Annotated in this window: 18 protein-coding genes; 13 read left to right on the plus strand and 5 right to left on the minus strand. The window is 60.7% G+C overall.

What is annotated here, in order from left to right:
• Positions 1–7: 7 nt before the first annotated feature.
• A complete protein-coding gene (proX, locus tag CLU92_RS24890; RefSeq protein WP_101484043.1) occupies positions 8–1,066 on the plus strand; it encodes a glycine betaine/L-proline ABC transporter substrate-binding protein ProX in 1,059 nt (352 codons plus the stop codon).
• A gap of 93 nt (positions 1,067–1,159) precedes the next feature.
• On the opposite strand, the gene CLU92_RS24895 is transcribed toward proX, so the two are convergent.
• From CLU92_RS24895 to CLU92_RS24905, 3 genes are all read right to left on the minus strand, one after another.
• Positions 1,160–1,630, minus strand: a complete 471-nt coding sequence (locus tag CLU92_RS24895; RefSeq protein WP_101484044.1) for a GNAT family N-acetyltransferase — start codon at positions 1,628–1,630, stop codon at positions 1,160–1,162.
• A gap of 47 nt (positions 1,631–1,677) precedes the next feature.
• Positions 1,678–1,932, minus strand: coding sequence for an acyl-CoA-binding protein (locus CLU92_RS24900; RefSeq protein WP_034782468.1), 255 nt, complete (start codon positions 1,930–1,932; stop codon positions 1,678–1,680).
• Positions 1,933–2,142: 210 nt separating this feature from the next.
• Positions 2,143–2,499, minus strand: coding sequence for an FKBP-type peptidyl-prolyl cis-trans isomerase (locus CLU92_RS24905; RefSeq protein WP_101484045.1), 357 nt, complete (start codon positions 2,497–2,499; stop codon positions 2,143–2,145).
• Positions 2,500–2,750: 251 nt separating this feature from the next.
• Between CLU92_RS24905 and CLU92_RS24910 the strand changes: the two genes are divergently transcribed.
• The 7 genes from CLU92_RS24910 to CLU92_RS24940 all read left to right on the plus strand — a co-directional run bounded on the left by CLU92_RS24910 (position 2,751) and on the right by CLU92_RS24940 (position 11,115).
• Entirely contained in the window at positions 2,751–3,668 is a 918-nt protein-coding gene (locus CLU92_RS24910) for a beta-propeller fold lactonase family protein (RefSeq protein ID WP_373918729.1), read from the plus strand.
• A gap of 2 nt (positions 3,669–3,670) precedes the next feature.
• Positions 3,671–4,495: a polysaccharide deacetylase family protein gene (locus CLU92_RS24915; protein ID WP_101484881.1), complete on the plus strand. Its 825-nt coding sequence runs from the start codon at positions 3,671–3,673 to the stop codon at positions 4,493–4,495.
• The gene (locus tag CLU92_RS24920; RefSeq protein WP_101484047.1) at positions 4,492–5,532 is read left to right on the plus strand and encodes a sterol desaturase family protein; all 1,041 of its coding nucleotides are present in this window, start codon (positions 4,492–4,494) and stop codon (positions 5,530–5,532) included. Before CLU92_RS24915 ends, CLU92_RS24920 begins: the two co-directional genes overlap by 4 nt.
• Entirely contained in the window at positions 5,532–6,359 is an 828-nt protein-coding gene (locus CLU92_RS24925) for an EI24 domain-containing protein (protein WP_101484048.1), read from the plus strand. The genes CLU92_RS24920 and CLU92_RS24925 overlap by 1 nt, the downstream gene beginning before the upstream one ends.
• Positions 6,360–6,404: 45 nt before the next feature.
• Positions 6,405–7,190, plus strand: a complete 786-nt coding sequence (locus CLU92_RS24930; protein ID WP_101484049.1) for a molybdopterin-binding protein — start codon at positions 6,405–6,407, stop codon at positions 7,188–7,190.
• Between the two features lie 363 nt (positions 7,191–7,553).
• Entirely contained in the window at positions 7,554–10,670 is a 3,117-nt protein-coding gene (locus CLU92_RS24935; protein WP_101484050.1) for a transglycosylase domain-containing protein, read from the plus strand.
• 64 nt (positions 10,671–10,734) lie between these two features.
• The gene (locus tag CLU92_RS24940; protein ID WP_101484051.1) at positions 10,735–11,115 is read left to right on the plus strand and encodes a hypothetical protein; all 381 of its coding nucleotides are present in this window, start codon (positions 10,735–10,737) and stop codon (positions 11,113–11,115) included.
• Here the strand turns inward: CLU92_RS24940 and CLU92_RS24945 are convergent.
• Positions 11,112–11,717 (minus strand): glutathione S-transferase family protein, encoded by a 606-nt coding sequence (locus CLU92_RS24945; protein ID WP_101484052.1) that lies wholly within the window; start codon positions 11,715–11,717, stop codon positions 11,112–11,114. The two genes, CLU92_RS24940 and CLU92_RS24945, sit on opposite strands and share 4 nt — an antisense overlap.
• Positions 11,718–11,848: 131 nt before the next feature.
• Here CLU92_RS24945 and CLU92_RS24950 point away from each other — a divergent pair, with 131 nt between their 5' ends.
• Positions 11,849–13,201 carry a TAXI family TRAP transporter solute-binding subunit gene (locus CLU92_RS24950; protein WP_101484882.1) on the plus strand — a complete coding sequence of 451 codons (1,353 nt, stop codon included), beginning with the start codon at positions 11,849–11,851 and terminating at the stop codon, positions 13,199–13,201.
• Positions 13,202–13,276: 75 nt separating this feature from the next.
• Here the strand turns inward: CLU92_RS24950 and CLU92_RS24955 are convergent, their stop codons facing one another.
• On the minus strand, positions 13,277–13,738 hold the full coding sequence (locus CLU92_RS24955) for a rhodanese-like domain-containing protein (RefSeq protein WP_101484053.1): 462 nt from the start codon (positions 13,736–13,738) through the stop codon (positions 13,277–13,279).
• 384 nt (positions 13,739–14,122) lie between these two features.
• On the opposite strand from CLU92_RS24955, the gene glnA reads away from it, so the two are divergent.
• From glnA to ntrC, 4 genes are all read left to right on the plus strand, one after another.
• Positions 14,123–15,538, plus strand: a complete 1,416-nt coding sequence (glnA, locus tag CLU92_RS24960) for a type I glutamate--ammonia ligase (RefSeq protein WP_070219258.1) — start codon at positions 14,123–14,125, stop codon at positions 15,536–15,538.
• Between the two features lie 157 nt (positions 15,539–15,695).
• Positions 15,696–16,205, plus strand: coding sequence for a DUF4124 domain-containing protein (locus CLU92_RS24965; protein WP_306821375.1), 510 nt, complete (start codon positions 15,696–15,698; stop codon positions 16,203–16,205).
• A 7-nt stretch (positions 16,206–16,212) separates the two neighbouring features.
• Complete coding sequence (glnL, locus tag CLU92_RS24970) at positions 16,213–17,301, plus strand: nitrogen regulation protein NR(II) (RefSeq protein ID WP_101484054.1); 1,089 nt, start codon at positions 16,213–16,215, stop codon at positions 17,299–17,301.
• A 48-nt stretch (positions 17,302–17,349) separates the two neighbouring features.
• On the plus strand, positions 17,350–18,840 hold the full coding sequence (ntrC, locus tag CLU92_RS24975; protein ID WP_101484055.1) for a nitrogen regulation protein NR(I): 1,491 nt from the start codon (positions 17,350–17,352) through the stop codon (positions 18,838–18,840).
• The last annotated feature ends 3 nt before the right edge of the window (positions 18,841–18,843 follow it).

Here is an 18,843-nt window from a genome sequence, read left to right on the forward strand (position 1 = left end):
GATACACATGCATCAAATTGACAATTTTAAAGTGACGCAAAAATCGCAACGCAAGTTCCAGTTGTTTTCCGCCCTGGCGATCGCCGCCCTGGCCCTGACCACCAGCCTGGCCATGGCGCAGACGCCGGCCGTGGCTGCCGATGCGCTGCCCGGCAAGGGCGTCAAGGTGCAGCCGCTGCAAAGCTCGATCGCGGAAGAAACCTTCCAGACCATGCTGGTCGACAAAGCCCTGGAAAAGCTGGGCTATGAAGTGCAGCCGATCAAGGAAGTGGAGTACCCGACCGCGCATATCGCCATCGCCAATGGCGACGCCACCTTCATGGCCGTGCACTGGGACCCCATGCACAAGGATTTTTATAACAATGCGGGCGGCGACGCCAAGCTGTTGCGCACGGGCCAGTATGCCGGTCCGGCTGCGCAAGGTTATCTGATCGATAAGGCGACTGCGGAAAAGTACAACATCACGAATATCGACCAGTTGCGCGATCCCACCCTGGCCAAGCTGTTCGACCATGATGGCGACGGCAAGGCCGACTTGACGGGTTGTAATCCAGGCTGGGGCTGCGAAGCGCTGATCGAGAACCACATGGATGCGTACAAATTGCGCAAGACGGTGACGCACGTGCAGGGCAGCTATGCGGCCCTGATCGCCGATACCCTGGGCCGCTACAAGCGTGGCGAGCCGATCCTCTACTACACGTGGACGCCGTACTGGGTCAGTGGCGTTCTGGTGCCGGGCAAGGACGTGGTCTGGCTGAAAGTGCCATTCTCGGCCAATCCGGACAAGGTGAATACCCGCCTCGACGATGGCAGCGATTACGGTTTTGCCGTCAACACGGCGCGCATCGTGTCCAACAAGGCCTGGGCGGAGAAAAATCCGGCCGCAGCCAAGCTGTTCGAGGTGATGCAACTGCCGGTGGCCGATATCAATGCGCAGAACGAGCGCATGCGCCGCGGCGAAAACACGCAGGCCGATATCGCGCGCCATACGGCTGGCTGGATCAAGTTCCACCAGCAGACGTTTGACGGCTGGATCGCGCAAGCGCTGGCGGCGGCAAAAAAGTAAGTTTGCAGCTGGGATAGGCGTAAAAAAAAGTGGCTACCGATTTGGTAGCCACTTTTGCGTTAACGGCCTGTTTTGGTGGTTTTTGGTGAGTTTTCAGCCGTTTTCGGCCAGTTTCAGGTGCAAAATGGGGAAAGGCTTGCCGAACGGGTCGAGTTCGGAACGGCTATCCTCGATAAAGCCCAGATGGCGATAAAAGCCATGGCCTTGCGTGTTGTGCTCGTTGACATCGACGGCCGTGGCTCCCAGGCTGGCGATCGCGTACTGGAGCAGCGCGCGGCCGGCGCCGCTGCCGCGCTGGTCGGGATGCACGAACAGCATCTCGATCTTGGCGTGTTCGACGCACAGGAAGGCATAGGCGACGCCGTCATCGGCGCGCAGCACGTGCAGCAGGCGTTCGGCTGTCACTCTGGCCAGCTCGTCGCTCACGAAGGGCATCAGGAAGGCGATATCGCTGTCGTCGAGGAAATCGTGGGTGGCGCGTACGGACAGGTGCCAGACGTCGAACAATCGGGACAGGTCGGCGGCATGTGCCAGGGAAACCCTGGAAATTGGTGATGGTGTCATGCAGAAATTATACTGCCCCGGCAGGTGCCGGGGCAGGGGAGGGAAGATCAGTCCTTCAAGTCTTCGATCAAGTCGATGTATTGCTGTTGCGCCTCTTCTTTCGAGGTGCCGGCCAGAGCTGCCCATGCGTCGAACTTGGCGCGGTTGACGAAGTCGGTCATGCCGGGACGCTCGCCCGTGGCGTCGCCGCTTGAGGCTTGCTTGAACAAGGCGTAGATTTTCAACAAGGTCATATTGTCCGGACGCTCGGACAGTGTCTTGGAATCGAGCTGCGCTTGTTCGAATTGCTCTTGTAAACTCATGATGGCTCCTGTGTGCTGATGGAATCGCTGGAAAAGTGCGGCAGGCCCGGCGGAGTGGCCACCGTGCGTGCTGCAGTGCCTGACATCATAGTGAAAAAAGGGCGCCGTGCATTAGAGGGGATACTCAAAACAAAAGCGCCGCCGCTCGATGTAGAGGGGCGGCGCCTGGCGCGGACTTGCGAGCGCGGTGCTTCTTCTTATGGAGCCAGCTTATACGCCCAGCAGTTCAACGTCGAAAATCAGGGTGGCGTTCGGTGGAATCGCGCCGCCGGCGCCGCGTGCGCCGTAGCCCAGTGCTGCCGGGATGATCAGTTGGCGCTTGCCGCCCACTTTCATGCCTTGCACGCCTTCGTCCCAGCCTTGAATGACGCGGCCTGCGCCCAGCGGGAATTCAAATGGGTCGTTGCGGTCCTTGCTCGAGTCAAATTTCGAACCGGCGCTGCCGTCGTCGTTTTGCAGCCAGCCCGTGTAATGCACGACAACATTGTTGCCGGCTTGCGCTTCAGCGCCTTCGCCGACGACGGTATCGATGTATTGCAGGCCGGAAGCGGTAGTGATGGTGGTCATGATAATCCTTGTGTAGGCGATGAAAGCTTCAGATTGTAGAGCAATGAGTTGCAAAGCGCCATTCCAGGCGCGGCGCAGGGAAAATGGGGGAATTACGGCGAAGTGTGGTTGCCGGTCGCATTTAAGGGGGGATTTCATACAAAAAATACAGTGTTCCACGTAAAATGCCTGTTTTGTATTTAACAGTGATTTCTTCCATGTTCCGCAGTCTACGCCGCCTTGTTTTTTCCTCGCTGTGCCTGGTTTCCGCAATGTCTACGGCGCAAGCCGAAGTGGTGGTGGTGCTCAATTCCCGTGATGCTACGGTGCAACTGCTGGACCAGAAAACCTATGCTCCCCTATCTACCTTTGCCGTCGGCAAGGAACCGCATCATCTGATGGAAACGCCGGACGGCAAGTCGCTGATCGTCGCCAGTTCCGTCGGCAACGAGCTGATTTTCCTCGACCCCGTCTCGGGCCAGATTCAGCGCCGCATCAGCAATATCCTCGACCCCTACCAGATCGGCTTTTCGCCGGACCAGAAATGGTTCATCTCGAACTCGCTGCGCCTGGACCGCATCGACCTGTACCGCTACGACGGCAAGAACCTGACCCTGGCCAAGCGCATCGCGCTGCCGAAGCTGCCCAGTCATATGGCGTTCACGGCCGACAGCACCATGGCCTTTATTACCCAGCAGGGCAGCAACCAGGTCAGCGCCATCGATCTGGCCACGCAAACCGTCAAATGGACCATGTCCGTGGGTCCCGCGCCGGCCGGCATCACCATGACGCCCGATGGCAAACATTTGCTGGTGGGCATCATGGGCAGCGATTATGTGGAAGTAATCGACTGGCGCACGCAAAAGACCGTCAAGCGCATCAAGGCGGGCGCCGGTACGCATAATTTCCGCGCGCTCGGTGACAACCGCATGACGTTTGTCTCGAACCGCGTCTCGAACACCATCAACATCATCGACCAGCAAACCCTGGAAAACGTGGGCACCATCAATGTGCCAGGCGGCCCGGACTGCATGGAAATCACGCCCGATGGCAAGACCATGTGGGTGACCTTGCGCTGGATCAAGAAAGTGGCCGTGATCGATTTGACCACGCGCAAGGTGATCAAGATGATACCGGTGGGCCGCTCGCCCCATGGCGTGTATTTCGCCACCCATTCGCCGCGCATGTGATGATGAAGCGTCTTATTCTGACTGGCGGCTTGCCCGCCGTGCTGCTGTGCGCCAGCGCCATGCTGTCGACCGCGCATGCCGCCGCCGCATTTGCTACCCCTACGGCCACGCCGGCCGCCTGCAAGGGCACCATCTACATGACCTTCGACACGGGCAGCCAGTCGCAAGCGCAACTGATCGCCGACGTGCTGAATAAACGCCATGTGAAGGCAACCTTCTTCCTGGCCAATGAAAAGACCACCCGCGGCGACTATTCGCTCGATGCCTCGTGGGCGCCGTACTGGAAAGACAGGGTCGCCGAAGGCCATGCATTCGGCACGCATACGTTTGACCACGTGTACTGGAAGAAGGATCTGGACCATGGCTTGATCCAGGTCAAGCCCCAGTTTGGCAAGGATGGCGGCAAGCTCGCGTCCTTCACCGACAAGCAGTTCTGCGAGGAATTACGCCGGGTCGATACGCGCTTCCAGGAGTTGACCGGGCACAAGCTTGATCCGTTCTGGCGCGCGCCGGGCGGCTACACCTCGCCGCGCACCCTGGCGGCCGGCAGCGCCTGCGGCTACCAGCATGCAGGCTGGGCGCCGGCGGGCTACTCGGGCGACGAGCTGCCCAGCGACAAGTATCCGAATGCCATGCTGCTGAAAAAAGCGCTGGCAAACTTGCGCAGCGGCGACATTTTCATTTCGCACATGGGCATCTGGTCACGCAAAGACCCTTGGGCGCCCGCCAACCTGGATGCTTTGATATCCGGCTTGCAAGACAAGGGTTTCTGTTTTGCCACGCTGCGCGAGCATCCTGCCTACGCGCAAAAGAAGGGCCAGCCATGATTGCCGCCGACATCAGCGCCATCGTGCAACCGGCTATCGACGCCGTGGTCGATGCCTTTGGCGTGGCGCAAGGCTGGCTGTTCCAGACTGTGGTGAATCCCCTCGTGTATCACCTGGGCTTTGGCGAATTCACGGAAGAGGCTTTCGAGGGCACGGAGTGGCTGCTGATCGGCCTGTGCGAACTGGTGCTGCTGTTTCTCGTGCTGCGCCCGCTCGAAGCCCTGATTCCCGCGCAAAAGATCACCGACCCGCGCGCCCGCCGGAACGATTTCATCTATACCGTGCTGCACCGCATCGGCCTGTTTTCCGTGCTGGTCTTCTTCACGCTCGATCCGCTGATGGATGCCTTGGCGGGCGCTTTGCGTTTCGATAATATCCATCCCCTGAACCTGGAATCGCTGTTGCCTGGCATCAGTCCCTTCCTCAGTTTTATCATTTATTTTGTCATACTGGACTTCGTCGACTATTGCTACCATCGTGCCTCGCACCATGTCGGCTGGTGGTGGGGCTTGCACAGTTTGCATCACAGCCAGCAAAACATGAACTTGTGGAGCGACGACCGCAATCACTTGCTCGATGACTTCTTGCGCGACGTGGTGATGGCCCTGGTGGCGCTCGGTATCGGCGTGCCGCCGGGCCAGTACGTGCTGCTGGTCTCTATTTCGCGCATTCTGCAAAGCTTGCAGCACGCGAATGTGAGGATACACTTCGGCCGCATCGGCGAGCGGCTGCTGATCTCGCCCCGTTTCCACCGCACGCATCACGCGATCGGCGTGGGGCACGAGTCGAAAGGCAAGGGCAGCATGGGGGGTTGCAACTTCGGCGTGGTCTTGCCGATTTGGGATATGCTGCTGGGCACCGCGAATTTCTCGGCGGGCTACGCGCGCACAGGCGTGCGCGACCAGCTGGCCCGCATCGACAGCCATGGCGTGGGCCGGCCTGGACGAAACTATGGCCGAGGTTTCTGGCAGCAGCAATGGCTGGGCCTGCGCCGTATGGTGGAATTTGCAAGAATTAAACGAAAAGGACGCCGTTGATGCGTAATGTGTTGAATTCGTATGGCCGCGCCTTGCTGTCGCAATTGCACGGCAAGATACTGCTGCTGAGCGTCGCGCCGTTCATCCTGTCGCTGATACTGTGGGGTGCACTGCTGTATGTGGGCCTGCAACCGCTGATCGACAGCCTGCACGCGTTGTTCACGCAGTACGATTTCTTCCGCACCAGTGGCCAGGTGCTGGCCACTTTCGGCCTGGGCATGCTGAAAGCCGTGATCGTGCCCCTGATCGCCATGTTCATGTTGCTGCCGCTGATGATATTGACGGCGCTCATTTTCATGGGACTGTTCGCCATGCCGGCCATCGGCCGCCATATTGGCGGGCGGCATTTTCCGCAGCTGGAAAAGAAACATGGCGGCAGCCTGCTTGGCAGCGTCGGCACCTCGCTGGCCACCTTTCTGTTGTTCATCGTCGTCTGGCTGCTCATGCTGCCCCTGTATGCGTTTCCGCCTGCCGCGCTGGTGGGGCAGGCCGTGCTGTGGGGTTGGCTGACCTACCGCGTGATGGCATATGACGCCATGGCCGACTACGCCAGCGTGGAAGAGCGCCACGCCATCATGCGCACGCAGCGCTGGCCCCTGCTGGCCATCGGCATGGTGTCTGGCGCGGCCGGCGCCGTGCCGGGCATGCTGTGGATGGGCGGCGTGATGTCAGTGGTGTTCTTCCCCTTCCTGGCGGCGTTCGCCATCTGGCTGTATGTACTGATCTTTATCTTTACGGGTCTGTGGTTCCAGTATTACTGCCTGGAAGCACTGTCGCGTTTGCGGGGCGTACGCGGCATGACCGACGTGGCGCCAGCGGACGCCTGACTTTAGTGAATCCTGACCTTTAATCGAATCGAACGAGGAAGTTCCATGGCTATCGGATTGATCATCATCGGCGACGAAATCCTGTCGGGCAAGCGTACTGACCAGCATTTCCCGAAAGTAGTAAGCATGCTCAAGCAGCGCGGCTTGCAGCTGAGCTGGGCGGAATACGTGGGCGATGAACCGGCCCGCCTGGTCGCCTTGCTCAAGCGCAGTTTTGCCAGCGGCGACATCGTCTTCAGCTTTGGCGGCATCGGCGCCACGCCGGACGACCATACGCGCCAGGCGGCGGCCGATGCATTGGGCTTGCCGCTGGTACTGCACCCGCAAGGCAAGCTCAATATCGAGCAGCGCATTACGGAAATGGGCGTAGAGGCGGGTGTGCCGGCCGATTTGAATTCGCCGGAAAACCTGCACCGCTTGAAAATGGCGGAATTTGTCGAAGGCGCCGAGCTGATTCCGAATCCGTACAACAAGATTGCCGGCTTTGCCGTGCGCGAACATTATTTCGTGCCGGGCTTTCCCGTCATGTCCTGGCCCATGATCGAATGGGTACTCGACACGCATTATGCGCATCTGTTCAATCAGGTGCCGCATGCGGAACATGCCTTGCTCGTGTATGAAACGGCCGAATCCCTGCTGACACCGCTGATGGTGCGCCTGGAAGCGGAGTTTCCGCTAATCAAGGTGTTCAGCCTGCCCAGCGTGGGCGATGCACAGACGCGCCGGCATATCGAACTGGGCGTCAAGGGCGAACCCACGCAGGCGGCGGCTGCCTTTGCGGACATGTGCGCCGCACTCGATACCTTGCAGGCGGAATACCACACCATCTGAGATGTTGCCCGCCCGGCGCCGGCGGCTTTTTCGCTTGTGTCCGGGCCGCCTTGCATCTTAGTACGCAGGCGACCGTTCCAAGACGTTGTTTTTTTGCGAAAATCTTCAATGAAGCAAGATTTTTGTGTGCGCTCGTCAGTCGTTTTCATGCCGATGTGGTGGAATGGTGAACAGGGACCTTGCGTGTCAAACGCGGGGTTGCCTGCCTGTGCAGCAACATGTTTTTTGATTCACTGGTATGGACATCATGTTAAGCAAGCTTTGTTGTGACCGGCCCTGGCTGGCCCTCGTCTTATCCTGCGCGGAGCGGTATCGCTACTGCATTTTCCACGCCGTCCAAACCCAACCTTACCCCAGCATCCCATGAAAGACACAGGCGTCAACCTGGCCGCGCAAGAGCGGCCCCCCTCTGATCCAGCTGCCGAGTCGCCGCCGCCGGCGATCCCGCCGAAGAAGCGCCGTTCGCGCATCTGGCCCATTTTTGCCATCATTTTGCTGGCGCTGATCGCCGGCGTGGCGTGGTTCGTCATGCGCGAAGTGCGTACGTCGGCCCTGCAGGCGGAGTTTTTCACGCGCCTGGATCGCCAGCTGACGTTCAAGGTCGAGCCTGGCCCTGCACTGGCGGGCGCCATCCGCTATCCGCAACACGGTCCGTATGACGAGCGGCTCGGCTATGCCAGCTTGCCGGATTTTATTAGCAAGCTCAATGCGCGCGACTATGCCGTCACGGCGCAGGCGCGCATGTCGCCGAAAATGGTGCAGCTGGTCGACAGGGGCATCTTTGCTACCTATCACGAGAAAAACCGCGCCGGACTGAGCATCCTCGATTGCCGCGCCGCGCCATTGTTCGCGGCCAGCTATCCCGAGCGCATGTTCGACAGCTTTGCCGAAGCGCCACCCGCGCTGGTGCAAAGCCTGCTGTTCATTGAAAATCGCGAATTGCTCGACCCGGGCACGCCCATGCGCAATCCCGCCGTGGAATGGGATCGCCTGAGCAAGGCGATTCTGGACAAGGCGCTGAACCTGTTCGGCGGCCATCGCGGCGGTGGCGGCAGCACCCTGGCCACGCAGATCGAAAAATACCGCCATTCGGAAGATGGGCGCACCAGTTCCATGCAGGACAAGCTGCTGCAGATGCTGTCGGCCAGCTTGCGCTCCTACCAGGATGGTGAAAACACCATGGAAGCGCGGCGCAAGATCGTCCTCAATTACCTGAATACCGTGCCGCTGTCGGCAAAAAGCGGTTTTGGCGAGGTCAACGGCATCGGCGATGGCATGTGGGTCTGGTATGGCCGCCCGTTTGCCGAAGTGAAAGCCTTGCTCAAGGGTAATATGGAGCAGCCGGATAGTGCGCTGGCCTACAAACAGGCGCTGAGCCTGCTGATCGCGCAGCGCCGTCCATCGCATTACCTGGTGGCCGGTGGTGCCGATCTGGAAGAGTTGACCAACAGCCATTTGCGCCTGCTGGCGCAAGCGGGCGTGATTTCGCCGCAGCTGCGCAATGCGGCCATCGCCGAAAAGCTGCGCCCGTCGACGGCATCGGGCGTGCAATCGGAAGCATCGACCTCGTTCGTCACGCGCAAGGCCTCGAATGCCGTGCGCAACCACTTGGCCAGCATGCTCGGTGATCCGCGCTTGTACAACCTCGACCGCCTCGACCTGAAAGTGGTCAGCACGCTCGATGCGCAGGCGCAAAACGCCGTGACCAAGGTCTTGCGCGAGCTGCGCGACCCGGAAGTGGCGAAAGCGGCCGGCCTGACGGGCAAGGGCATGCTGGGCAATGGCGACCCTGCCAACGTCGTCTACAGTTTTACCCTGCTGCAAAAAGGCGAGCAAGCGAACTTGCTGCGCGTGCAAACTGACAATTTTGACCAGCCGCTCGACATCAACGAAGGCGCCAAGCTGGACCTGGGCTCTACGGCCAAGCTGCGCACCCTGGTCACGTATCTGGACATCATCGATCAGTTGCACCAGCGCTACAGCGGCATGGGCGCCGCCGAACTGGGCAAGATCGCCGTCGATCCGAAGGACATGCTGTCGCAGTGGGGCATTGCCTACTTGAAACCATTGCCGCTCGGCGAGGCGCGCAACTTGCCCGCCATGCTGGCGGCCGCCATGGAACGCAAATATTCGGGCAATCCTGGCGAAGGTTTCTTCACGGGCGGTGGCTTGCATCATTTCGGCAACTTCTCCAAGCTTGACGACAGCCGCATCATGACGGTGCAGCAGGCGCTGCGCCAGTCGACCAACCTGGTGTTCGTGCGCCTGATGCGCGATGTGGCCCGCTACTACATGTTCTCGCGTCCCGATTCCTCGGCCTCGCTGCTGGCGGACGCGGACGATCCGCGCCGGGCCCAGTACCTGAGCCGTTTTGCCGACAAGGAAGGGCGCGAGTTCCTGCACCGCTTCTATCAGAAGTACCGCGGCAAGAGCGTCGACGAGCAGGAAAAGATTTTGCTGGCCAGCATACGCCCGACCCCCGTGCGCCTGGCAAATATCTTCCGCACCGTCAATCCGAAGGGCACGGTGGCGGAATTTGGCGATTTCCTTAACGCCAACTTGCCGTCGCAAAACGAAGTGCCGCCCGAGCGCGTGGCCAAGATGTACCAGCAGTATGCGATGGAAAACTGGTCGCTGGCTGACCGCGGTTATCTGGCCAATGTGCATCCGCTGGAATTGTGGATGGTGGCGTATCTGCGCCAGCACGAAGGTTCCACCCTGTCGCAGATGGTGGCGGCCAGCGAAAAGGAACGCCAGGAAGTCTATAAATGGCTGTTCAATACGCACCGCAAGCATGCGCAGGACCGCCGCATCGCCAATTTGCTGGAAGTGGAAGGTTTCCTGGAAATCCACCGCCAGTGGAAGAAGATGGGCTATCCGTTTGATTCGCTGGTGCCGTCCTACGCGACCACCCTGGGCGCGTCCGCCGACCGTCCCGCCGCGCTGGCCGAGTTGATGGGCATCATCATCAACGATGGCGTGCGCAAACCGAGCGTGCGCATCGATTCCATGCATTTCGCCGCCAACACGCCGTATGACACCATGGTCAAGCGGGGCACCAAGGTAGAGGCGGAACAAGTGCTGTCGCCGGACGTGGCCAAGGCCGTCGCCAAGGCCATCCGCGAAGTGGTGTCGGACGGTACTGCGAAGCGGGCGAAGACGGCGTTTGTCGGCGCCGACGGCGTGCCCATCCCGATGGGCGGCAAGACGGGTACGGGCGACCAGCGCTTCGACGTGTATGGCGCCGGTGGCCGCCTGATTGAGTCGCGCTATGTGAACCGTTCGGCCACGTTCGTCTTCAATATCGGCGAGCGCTTCTATGGCAGCATGACGGCGTATGTGCGGGGGCCGGAATCGAAGAACTACGATTTCACCAGCGCCTTGCCGGTGCAATTGCTGGTGTCCCTGGCACCGAGCCTGATGCCGCTGATCGAGCCGCCCGCGCCTGCGGAAGGCGTGGCCAAGCAATGTACGAATTAAGGCGTGCTTGCAGCTGAGAGCCGGCCCTCGCGGGCCGGTTTTTTTTGCTGAGAAGAAAGTAGCTATGGAAAGAACGCAGCAAATCTTTGCGCAATATCACCGCTTTGACGATGGCGCACTCGTATCATTCGAGCCAATGTACGGACCGCAAGGCGTGCAAGCCGTGCGCATCGTGTTGTACGCACGAAATCATGGATTGGAAGGCAATGTCTGGCGCCAGGTCGCCATCACAGTGGGCGAGGTGCGGGAAGTGCTGCTCAGGACGCCAGGCAACTTCATCAACCGCATCTGCTGCGGCGTGAAGTTGCTGCGTTTCGGCGATGTCTGGTGCGTCGATGTCGACGGCACCTACACGCACGATGATCCCGCTACACTGGACGAAGTGCGCCGCGATGGCGATTGCTATGTCATCGGCGGCACGGTCGAAGCTATGGAACTCGATTAGCCGGCAAATACGGCGGTTTTATCTGCCAGGCGTGCGTGATACGCGGCGATGGCGGGGGTGTCGGGGCGCTGCATCGGCGCCATCAGCCAGCGCTTGACGGACAGGCCCAGCACGATATCGGCCAGCGTGAATTGTTCGCCGCAGACGAAGGCGCCCGTGCGCTGCAGCTGCTGCTCAAGGATGGCCATCATCTTGTTCCATCCGGCAATACCCACCGCCAGCTGCGCCGCATCCTGGTGCGCGGGGCTGTGGCGCACCAGCGACATGAAGGCGTAGCGCCAGCTGTTGTTGAGGTCACCCATTTGCCAATCCATCCATTTTTCCACTTCCGCGCGGGCGCGGGGATTACTGGGCAACAAGTCCTCGCGGCCCGCTTGCGCACACAGGTAGCGGCATATGGTGTTCGATTCCCACAGCACCAGGTCGCCGTCGAGCAGCACGGGCACCATGGCGTTCGGATTCAAGGCCAGGAAGGCCGGCTCGTCCGTCGCGCGAAAGCCGCTGCCCCAGTCTTCGCGTTCGTACGGCAGGTCGAGTTCCTCGCAGGTCCACAGGACTTTGCGGACGTTGATCGAGGCGGCTTTTCCAAGAATTTTCAGCATGCGGGGCTCCGGGGGGCAGGTGATCGATCTGCCACTGTAGCCGAAATGGCCACGCCGCGCCTATGAAAGTGCCTTGCATAGTTGGGCTTTTCTTGGCATCGTAGCCACCCATGAAACCTATGCGCCACCACATGTCCAAAATCCTCGCGTTCAGCCGCTTCTCCGTGCGCGATTTCCTCGCCACCGCCGGTCCCACCCTGCTGCTGGTGGGCGCGTTTTGCGCGCTCGCTTACTGGCTGGTCGACCCGGCGCCGCCGCGCCAGGTGAGCTTGTCGACGGGGCAAGACAATAGCGCGTATGAAGAATTCGGCAAGAAATATACGGCCACCCTGGCCAAGCACGGCATCAAGGTGACCTTGCAGCCATCGCTGGGCTCGCAGGATAACCTGCAGCGCCTCAATAGCGGCAAGACCGATATTGCCTTCGTGCAAAGCGGCTCGACGGAACACGCCGATGCCGAGCGCCATGGCCTCATATCCTTGGGCAGCTTGTTTACGGAGCCCGTCTGGCTGTTCCTGCGCGAAGACAAGGCGGTGACGGAACTGACGCAATTGAAGGGCATGAAGATCAACCTGGGGCCGGAAGGCACGGGCGTGCCCAGCCTGTTCCGGCAGTTGCTGTCCGTCAATGGTGTGGAAGCCAGCGAGTTGACGGTGAGCGACTTGCAGAACACGCCCGCCACGGTGGAACTGCTGGAAGGGCGCATCGATGGTCTCGTGTTCAGCTCGGCGCCGGAAGCGCCGCTGATCCAGATGCTGCTGCAAACGCCGGGTATCAAGCTGTTTGATTTTTCGCAAGCGGAAGCGTACACGCGGCGCCTGCCTTTCCTTACGCATGTCGTCTTGCCGCGCGGTATCGTCGACCTGGGTAAAAACATCCCCGCACAGGATTACCACCTGATCGCGCCGACCGCCACTTTAGTCGCGCGCGAAGACTTGCATCCTGCCCTGGTCGACCTGTTCGTACAGGCGGCGGCCCGCATTCATGGGGGCACGGGCTGGTTCCAGCAGCAGGGGCAGTTCCCGTCTGCGCGCTATACGGAAATTCCCGTGGCGCCCGAGGCGCTGAAATTCTACAAGGATGGCGCGCCTGTGCTGCAGCGCTACATGAGTTTCTGGCTGGCCAATTTCTTTGACCGCATGTGGGTGCTGGTGGTGGCGCTCGGTGCCTTGATCCTGCCCCTGTCGCGCGTGGTGCCGCCGCTGTACGTGTGGCGCATTCGCTCGCGCGTGTACCGCTGGTACGGCCAGCTGCGCACGGTGGAGCAGGCGCTGGAAGATGTGCCGCAAGAGCAGCGCGCGCAAGTGTATGCGGCGCAATTGAAGCGGCTGGACCAGATCGAGGAAATGGTCAATCAGATCTCGATTCCCCTGTCGTTTGCCGACGGCCTGTATGGCTTGCGCAGCCACATCAATTTCGTGCGCAAGCGCATATTGACCTTGATGGGCGAGCATCCGGCGCCCGAGGTGGGCGAGCCGGCCTGAAGCGTCAAGCCACGGTTGGCTCTGCATCCGGCCGCCGCGTAGTCGTCATTGACAGCTGTTCAGTTGTTCCTGGTGTCAGGCGCCCAGCCACGGCAGTCCCGCCTTGCACCAGCCACCGATCTGCTTGCGGTGGCCGTCCGCATCCTTGTCGCCCTCGAAGCCTTCGAGGATGTCGAAGCAATTCATATAGCCGTGTTCGGTGGCCAGCTTGGCCGCATGGCGCGAACGCACGCCGGAGCGGCACAGGAACAGCAGCACCTCGTCCTTGCCAGCCTGGGCTGCCAGTTGCGCGAGGAAGTCGGGATTCGGCACGCCACCCGGGTAGGTGGCCCACTGCACCGCACCATGCTGGGTATCGGCGAGGTCGACCCGGCCGACCCAGTCGCGCTCGGCATTCGTGCGCACATCGATGAGCTTGGCGGCAGCATCGAGTTGCAGCAAGTCGTACGCTTCCTGCGGCGTGACGGCGCCGGCATATGGCGTACCTTCATTGGCCCGGCTGCGGGCGGTGGTCAGGATGTCGGCGGCGGTAGTCATGGCGTCCTCGATGAAAGTGGAAAGGTGTGAACGATTATAGTGCGCCGTCCGCGCCCCGCAAACGGGAAGTCACGGTATACGGCGCATGCACCACAAGAAGGCATTTTTCAGGAATCGCCAAAAAATGCACGATAATGGTGCGTTATTCGTTTTTTGCACTTGCATAGTGCATTCTTGATTTGACGCAAACGCGCGGGAAAATCGCAGGCATGAAAACTTACACTGGGATGACCGGTTTTTGACCCAGGTGACCACATCCGTCCAGAAGCTGGCATGGAATCTGCTATGATCCTTATGAGTTTTGGTGGCACGCAATGTTTGCTTCGCTTCATCAGCCCAGACGCATTAAGGTCGGCTCACCCCACATTCATTTAGGAGATACGCATGGCAATGACAGCCGCAGAAGTCTTGAAGATGGTAGAAGAAAACGAAGTCAAATTCGTTGATTTCCGCTTTGCTGATACCCGTGGTAAAGAGCAGCACGTGACGGTTCCCGTGTCGCACTTCGACATGGACAAATTCGAGTCGGGCCACGCCTTTGACGGTTCTTCGATCGCTGGCTGGAAAGGCATTGAAGCGTCCGACATGATCTTGCTGCCGGATCCAAACACGGCCAATATCGACCCGTTCATGGAAGAAACCACGCTGTTCATGCAGTGCGACGTGATCGAACCGTCGGACGGCAAGGGCTATGACCGCGACCCGCGCTCGATCGCGAAACGCGCCGAAGCCTACCTGAAATCGTCGGGCATGGGCGACACCGCCTACTTTGGCCCTGAGCCAGAATTCTTCATCTTCGACAGCGTGCGCTGGAAGATCGACATGTCGGGCTGCTTCGTCAAGATCGGTTCGGACGAAGGTTCGTGGTCGACTGGCAAGGACATCGAAGGCGGCAACAGCGGCCACCGTCCTACCGTCAAGGGCGGCTACTTCCCGGTGCCACCAGTGGACAGCTTCCAGGACATGCGTTCGGAAATGTGCCTGATTCTGGAATCGCTGGGCATCCCGGTCGAGGTACATCATCACGAAGTCGCCGGCGCCGGTCAGAATGAAATCGGCACCAAGTTCTCGACCCTGGTCGAGCGCGCCGACTGGACGCAAAACCTGAAATACGTGGTGTGGAACGTGGCGCACAGCTATGGCAAGACCGCCACCTTCATGCCGAAACCTATCGTTGGCGACAACGGTTCGGGCATGCACGTGCATCAATCCGTATGGAAAGATGGCAAAAACCTGTTCGCTGGCGACGGCTATGCCGGCCTGTCCGATTTCGCCCTGTACTACATCGGCGGTATCATCAAGCACGCCAAGGCACTGAACGCAATTACCAACCCGGGCACCAACTCGTACAAGCGTCTGGTACCTGGCTACGAAGCTCCGGTGAAACTGGCGTACTCGGCGAAAAACCGTTCCGCCTCGATCCGTATCCCGCACGTAGCCAATCCAAAAGGCCGCCGCGTCGAAGCGCGTTTCCCGGATCCACTGGCGAACCCGTACCTGTGCTTCGCCGCACTGCTGATGGCTGGCCTGGACGGCGTTGCCAACAAGATCCATCCGGGCGAAGCCGCCTCGAAAGATCTGTACCATCTGCCGCCAGAAGAAGACGCACTGATCCCTACCGTGTGCGCTTCGCTGGAAGAAGCACTGGAAGCCCTGGACAAGGACCGCGAGTTCCTGACCCGTGGCGGCGTGTTCAGCGATTCCATGATCGATGCCTACCTGGAACTGAAAATGCAGGACGTACAGCGCATGCGCATGACCACGCATCCTGCCGAGTTCGACATGTACTACTCGCTGTAATGGCGCCATGCCGGCAACTTGCCGGTAGTGAATAAGAAACGCGGGTGAGGCGATCGGTCTTGCCCGCGTTTTTTTATGCGGCGCGCCAAGGCGGCGCCAGTGCAGTGTTGTATAGTCGGCCCAGGAACGATGCGGCATGTGCCGACAGGAGTGAAGATTGACCAAGCATTACAGAATGGCGCTGATGGCAGGATTGCTGGGCGCGGCGGCACAGGCGCACGGGCAGTTGTATGTGTGCGCCGATGCACAAGGACACAAGACGTACACGGACAAGCGTGCCGGCGCGCATTGCCAGTTGCTCGATTTGCCCGGCGCCATGACGGAGCCGCCACGCAAGACGGCGCCGCTGGCCGGTGCGCCTGCCCGGCCCGCCACGCAGGCGCTGGCCACGGCGGCGCCTGCCGCCGGCGCGTTTCCCAAGGTCGATGGCGCCGAGCAGCGCGCGCGCGACCTGGACCGGCGCCAGATCCTGCAGGACGAATTACGCAGCGAAGAGCAGAAACTGGTGGCCCAGCGCCTGGAATTGAACGCAGGACAAGCTGAGCGCCAGGGCAATGAGCGTAACTATGCGAAATACCAGGAACGGGTGGCGCAGTTGAAGGACAACATTAGCCGGACACAGCAAAACGTCGAGGCCCTGAAACGCGAGATCGCCAATATCCGATGATGAGACCATGACAATAGACAACCATTCCAGTCGTCCCGCCCACCTGGCCGGCCTTGATTTGCTGGCCTCGGCAGTGATCCTGCTCGATGGCGACGGGCGCATCAGCTATGCCAACGCGGCGGCGGAAAACCTGCTGGAAAGCTCGTTGAAAGCCCTGTCGCGGCAAAAGCTCACGGCGCTGTTCTTGAATCCCGACGAACTGGCCGGCATCTGTGCGCAGGCGCTCGAACATCAGTTTTCCGACTTGCGCCAGGACCTGAGCCTGGAGCGCCTGGGGCGCGAGCCGCTGCGCGTGCACAGCATCGTCAGCGCCCTCGACGCGTCGCGCGACGGCGTGCTGATCGAGCTGCGCGAAAACGTGCAGCAGTTAAAACTCGACCGCGAAGAACGCATCCTCGACCAGAGCCAGGTCAACAAGGAGCTGATCCGCAACCTGGCGCATGAAATCAAGAATCCGCTGGGCGGCATCCGCGGCGCGGCCCAGCTGCTGGAGCTGGAATTGCCGGCCCTGCATCTGAGCGAGTTGCGCGAATACACGCAAGTCATCATCAAGGAAGCGGACCGCCTGCAAACCCTGGTCGACCGCTTGCTGGCGCCGCACCGCCGCCCGCACATCGTGGGCGACGTGAATATCCACGAAGTGTGCGAGCGCGTGCGCAGCCTGATCCTGGCCGAATTTCCCAGTGGTCTCACCATTTCGCGCGATTACGACGCCTCGATCCCCGAGTTTCGCGGCGACAAGGAGCAATTGATACAAACCGTGCTCAACATCGCGCACAACGCGGCGCAAGCCCTGGCCGAGCGCATCGAGGCGGGCGATGCGGAGCTGATTTTCAAGACGCGCGTGGCCCGCCAGGTGACCCTGGCCAAGGTCCGCTACAACCTGGCATTAGACTTGCATATCATTGACAATGGACCGGGCATCGCACCCCAGATCCGCGACCGGATTTTCTACCCGCTGGTGTCGGGCAGGGAAGGCGGCAGTGGGCTGGGACTGACCTTGGCGCAAACCTTCGTGCAACAGCACCTGGGCGTGATCGAGTGCGAAAGCCGGCCTGGATACACCGATTTCAGGATCGTTCTACCCTTGCCATAAGCGAGGGGGTATCCCACCCATGAAATCCATTGCGGGACGCACACACTAATGAAGCCAATCTGGATAGTTGACGACGACGAATCAATCCGCTGGGTGCTGGAAAAAGCCCTGGCGCGGGAAAATCTCGTCACCAAGAGTTTTGCCAATGCGCGCGACGCCATCGCGGCACTGGAATTTGACACGCCGCAAGTGCTCGTGTCCGATATCCGCATGCCGGGCGCGTCCGGCCTGGAATTGTTGCAGACGGTCAAGTCGCGCTTTCCTGGCTTGCCGGTGATCATTATTACCGCCTTTTCCGACCTTGATTCGGCCGTCGCGTCCTTCCAGGGCGGCGCCTTCGAATACCTGGCCAAGCCGTTTGACATCGACAAGGCTGTCGAGCTGATCCGCCGCGCGCTGGAAGAAAGCCTGCGCGAGACCAGCGTCGAATCGGGCCCCTCGGAAACGCCGGAAATCCTCGGCCAGGCACCAGCCATGCAGGAAGTCTTCCGCGCCATCGGCCGCCTGTCGCAATCGAATGTGACGGTGCTCATCACGGGCGAATCCGGTTCCGGCAAGGAACTCGTGGCGCGCGCGCTGCACAAGCACAGTCCGCGTGCGGCGCAGCCCTTCATCGCCCTGAACACGGCGGCGATCCCCAAGGATTTGCTGGAATCCGAATTGTTCGGTCATGAGCGCGGGGCGTTTACGGGCGCCCAGACGACGCGCCGGGGCCGCTTCGAGCAGGCCGAGAACGGCACCCTGTTCCTCGATGAAATCGGCGACATGCCGTTCGACCTGCAGACGCGCTTGCTGCGCGTGCTGTCCGACGGGCATTTCTATCGCGTAGGCGGCCACCAGCCCATGAAGGCGAACGTGCGCGTCATTACAGCCACGCACCAGAACCTTGAGCAGCGCGTGCGCGACGGCCTGTTCCGTGAAGACCTGTATCACCGCCTGAATGTGATCCGGCTGCGCTTGCCCAGTTTGAGGGAGCGGCGCGAGGATATCCCCATCCTGGTGCGCCACTTCCTGGTGCAAAGCGCGCGCCAGCTGGGCGTGGAAGCCAAGCGCATGAGCGAACCGACGATGCAGTTTCTCAGCAGCCTCGATTTGCCCGGCAATGTGCGCCAGCTGGAAAACCTGTGCAACTGGATCACAGTGATGGCACCGGGGCAGACGGTGGAAATCAAGGACTTGCCGTTGGAACTGACGCAAGGGCAGGGCGATGGCGCCGCGCCGCTGGCGTCCGCTGACGTGGCGCCAGCGAATGCTGCTCATGCGCATGGTGGCCAAGTCTTCGAAGCGGCCGCGCCCGCCAATGGCGCGCCGCCGGGCTGGATCGGCTTGCTGGAATTGCAGGCGGCCGGCATGCTGGGCGCGGGGCAGCAGGAAGTCATGGCTGTGCTGGGGCGGCAATTCGAGTCGGCCCTGATCAAGACGGCGCTCAAGCATACCCACGGGCGCAAGAACGACGCCGCCGTACGCCTGGGCATAGGCCGCAACACCATCACCCGCAAGATCTCGGAACTGGGCATAGACGGCGCCAAGGACGATTGATGC

It is taken from the genome of Janthinobacterium sp. 61, from assembly GCF_002846335.1.
GTDB lineage: Bacteria > Pseudomonadota > Gammaproteobacteria > Burkholderiales > Burkholderiaceae_D > Janthinobacterium.

Bases quoted from the DNA above. Each gene is read 5' to 3' on its own strand.
- CLU92_RS24930 (WP_101484049.1), top strand. From the start codon at position 6,405: ATGGCTATCGGATTGATCATCATCGGCGACGAAATCCTGTCGGGCAAG.
- CLU92_RS24935 (WP_101484050.1), top strand. From the start codon at position 7,554: ATGAAAGACACAGGCGTCAACCTGGCCGCGCAAGAGCGGCCCCCCTCT.
- CLU92_RS24940 (WP_101484051.1), top strand. From the start codon at position 10,735: ATGGAAAGAACGCAGCAAATCTTTGCGCAATATCACCGCTTTGACGAT.
- CLU92_RS24900 (WP_034782468.1), bottom strand. From the start codon at position 1,932: ATGAGTTTACAAGAGCAATTCGAACAAGCGCAGCTCGATTCCAAGACA.
- CLU92_RS24910 (WP_373918729.1), top strand. From the start codon at position 2,751: ATGTCTACGGCGCAAGCCGAAGTGGTGGTGGTGCTCAATTCCCGTGAT.
- ntrC (WP_101484055.1), top strand. From the start codon at position 17,350: ATGAAGCCAATCTGGATAGTTGACGACGACGAATCAATCCGCTGGGTG.
- CLU92_RS24915 (WP_101484881.1), top strand. From the start codon at position 3,671: ATGAAGCGTCTTATTCTGACTGGCGGCTTGCCCGCCGTGCTGCTGTGC.
- proX (WP_101484043.1), top strand. From the start codon at position 8: ATGCATCAAATTGACAATTTTAAAGTGACGCAAAAATCGCAACGCAAG.
- CLU92_RS24955 (WP_101484053.1), bottom strand. From the start codon at position 13,738: ATGACTACCGCCGCCGACATCCTGACCACCGCCCGCAGCCGGGCCAAT.
- glnL (WP_101484054.1), top strand. From the start codon at position 16,213: ATGACAATAGACAACCATTCCAGTCGTCCCGCCCACCTGGCCGGCCTT.
- CLU92_RS24920 (WP_101484047.1), top strand. From the start codon at position 4,492: ATGATTGCCGCCGACATCAGCGCCATCGTGCAACCGGCTATCGACGCC.
- CLU92_RS24895 (WP_101484044.1), bottom strand. From the start codon at position 1,630: ATGACACCATCACCAATTTCCAGGGTTTCCCTGGCACATGCCGCCGAC.
- CLU92_RS24925 (WP_101484048.1), top strand. From the start codon at position 5,532: ATGCGTAATGTGTTGAATTCGTATGGCCGCGCCTTGCTGTCGCAATTG.
- glnA (WP_070219258.1), top strand. From the start codon at position 14,123: ATGGCAATGACAGCCGCAGAAGTCTTGAAGATGGTAGAAGAAAACGAA.
- CLU92_RS24950 (WP_101484882.1), top strand. From the start codon at position 11,849: ATGTCCAAAATCCTCGCGTTCAGCCGCTTCTCCGTGCGCGATTTCCTC.
- CLU92_RS24905 (WP_101484045.1), bottom strand. From the start codon at position 2,499: ATGACCACCATCACTACCGCTTCCGGCCTGCAATACATCGATACCGTC.
- CLU92_RS24945 (WP_101484052.1), bottom strand. From the start codon at position 11,717: ATGCTGAAAATTCTTGGAAAAGCCGCCTCGATCAACGTCCGCAAAGTC.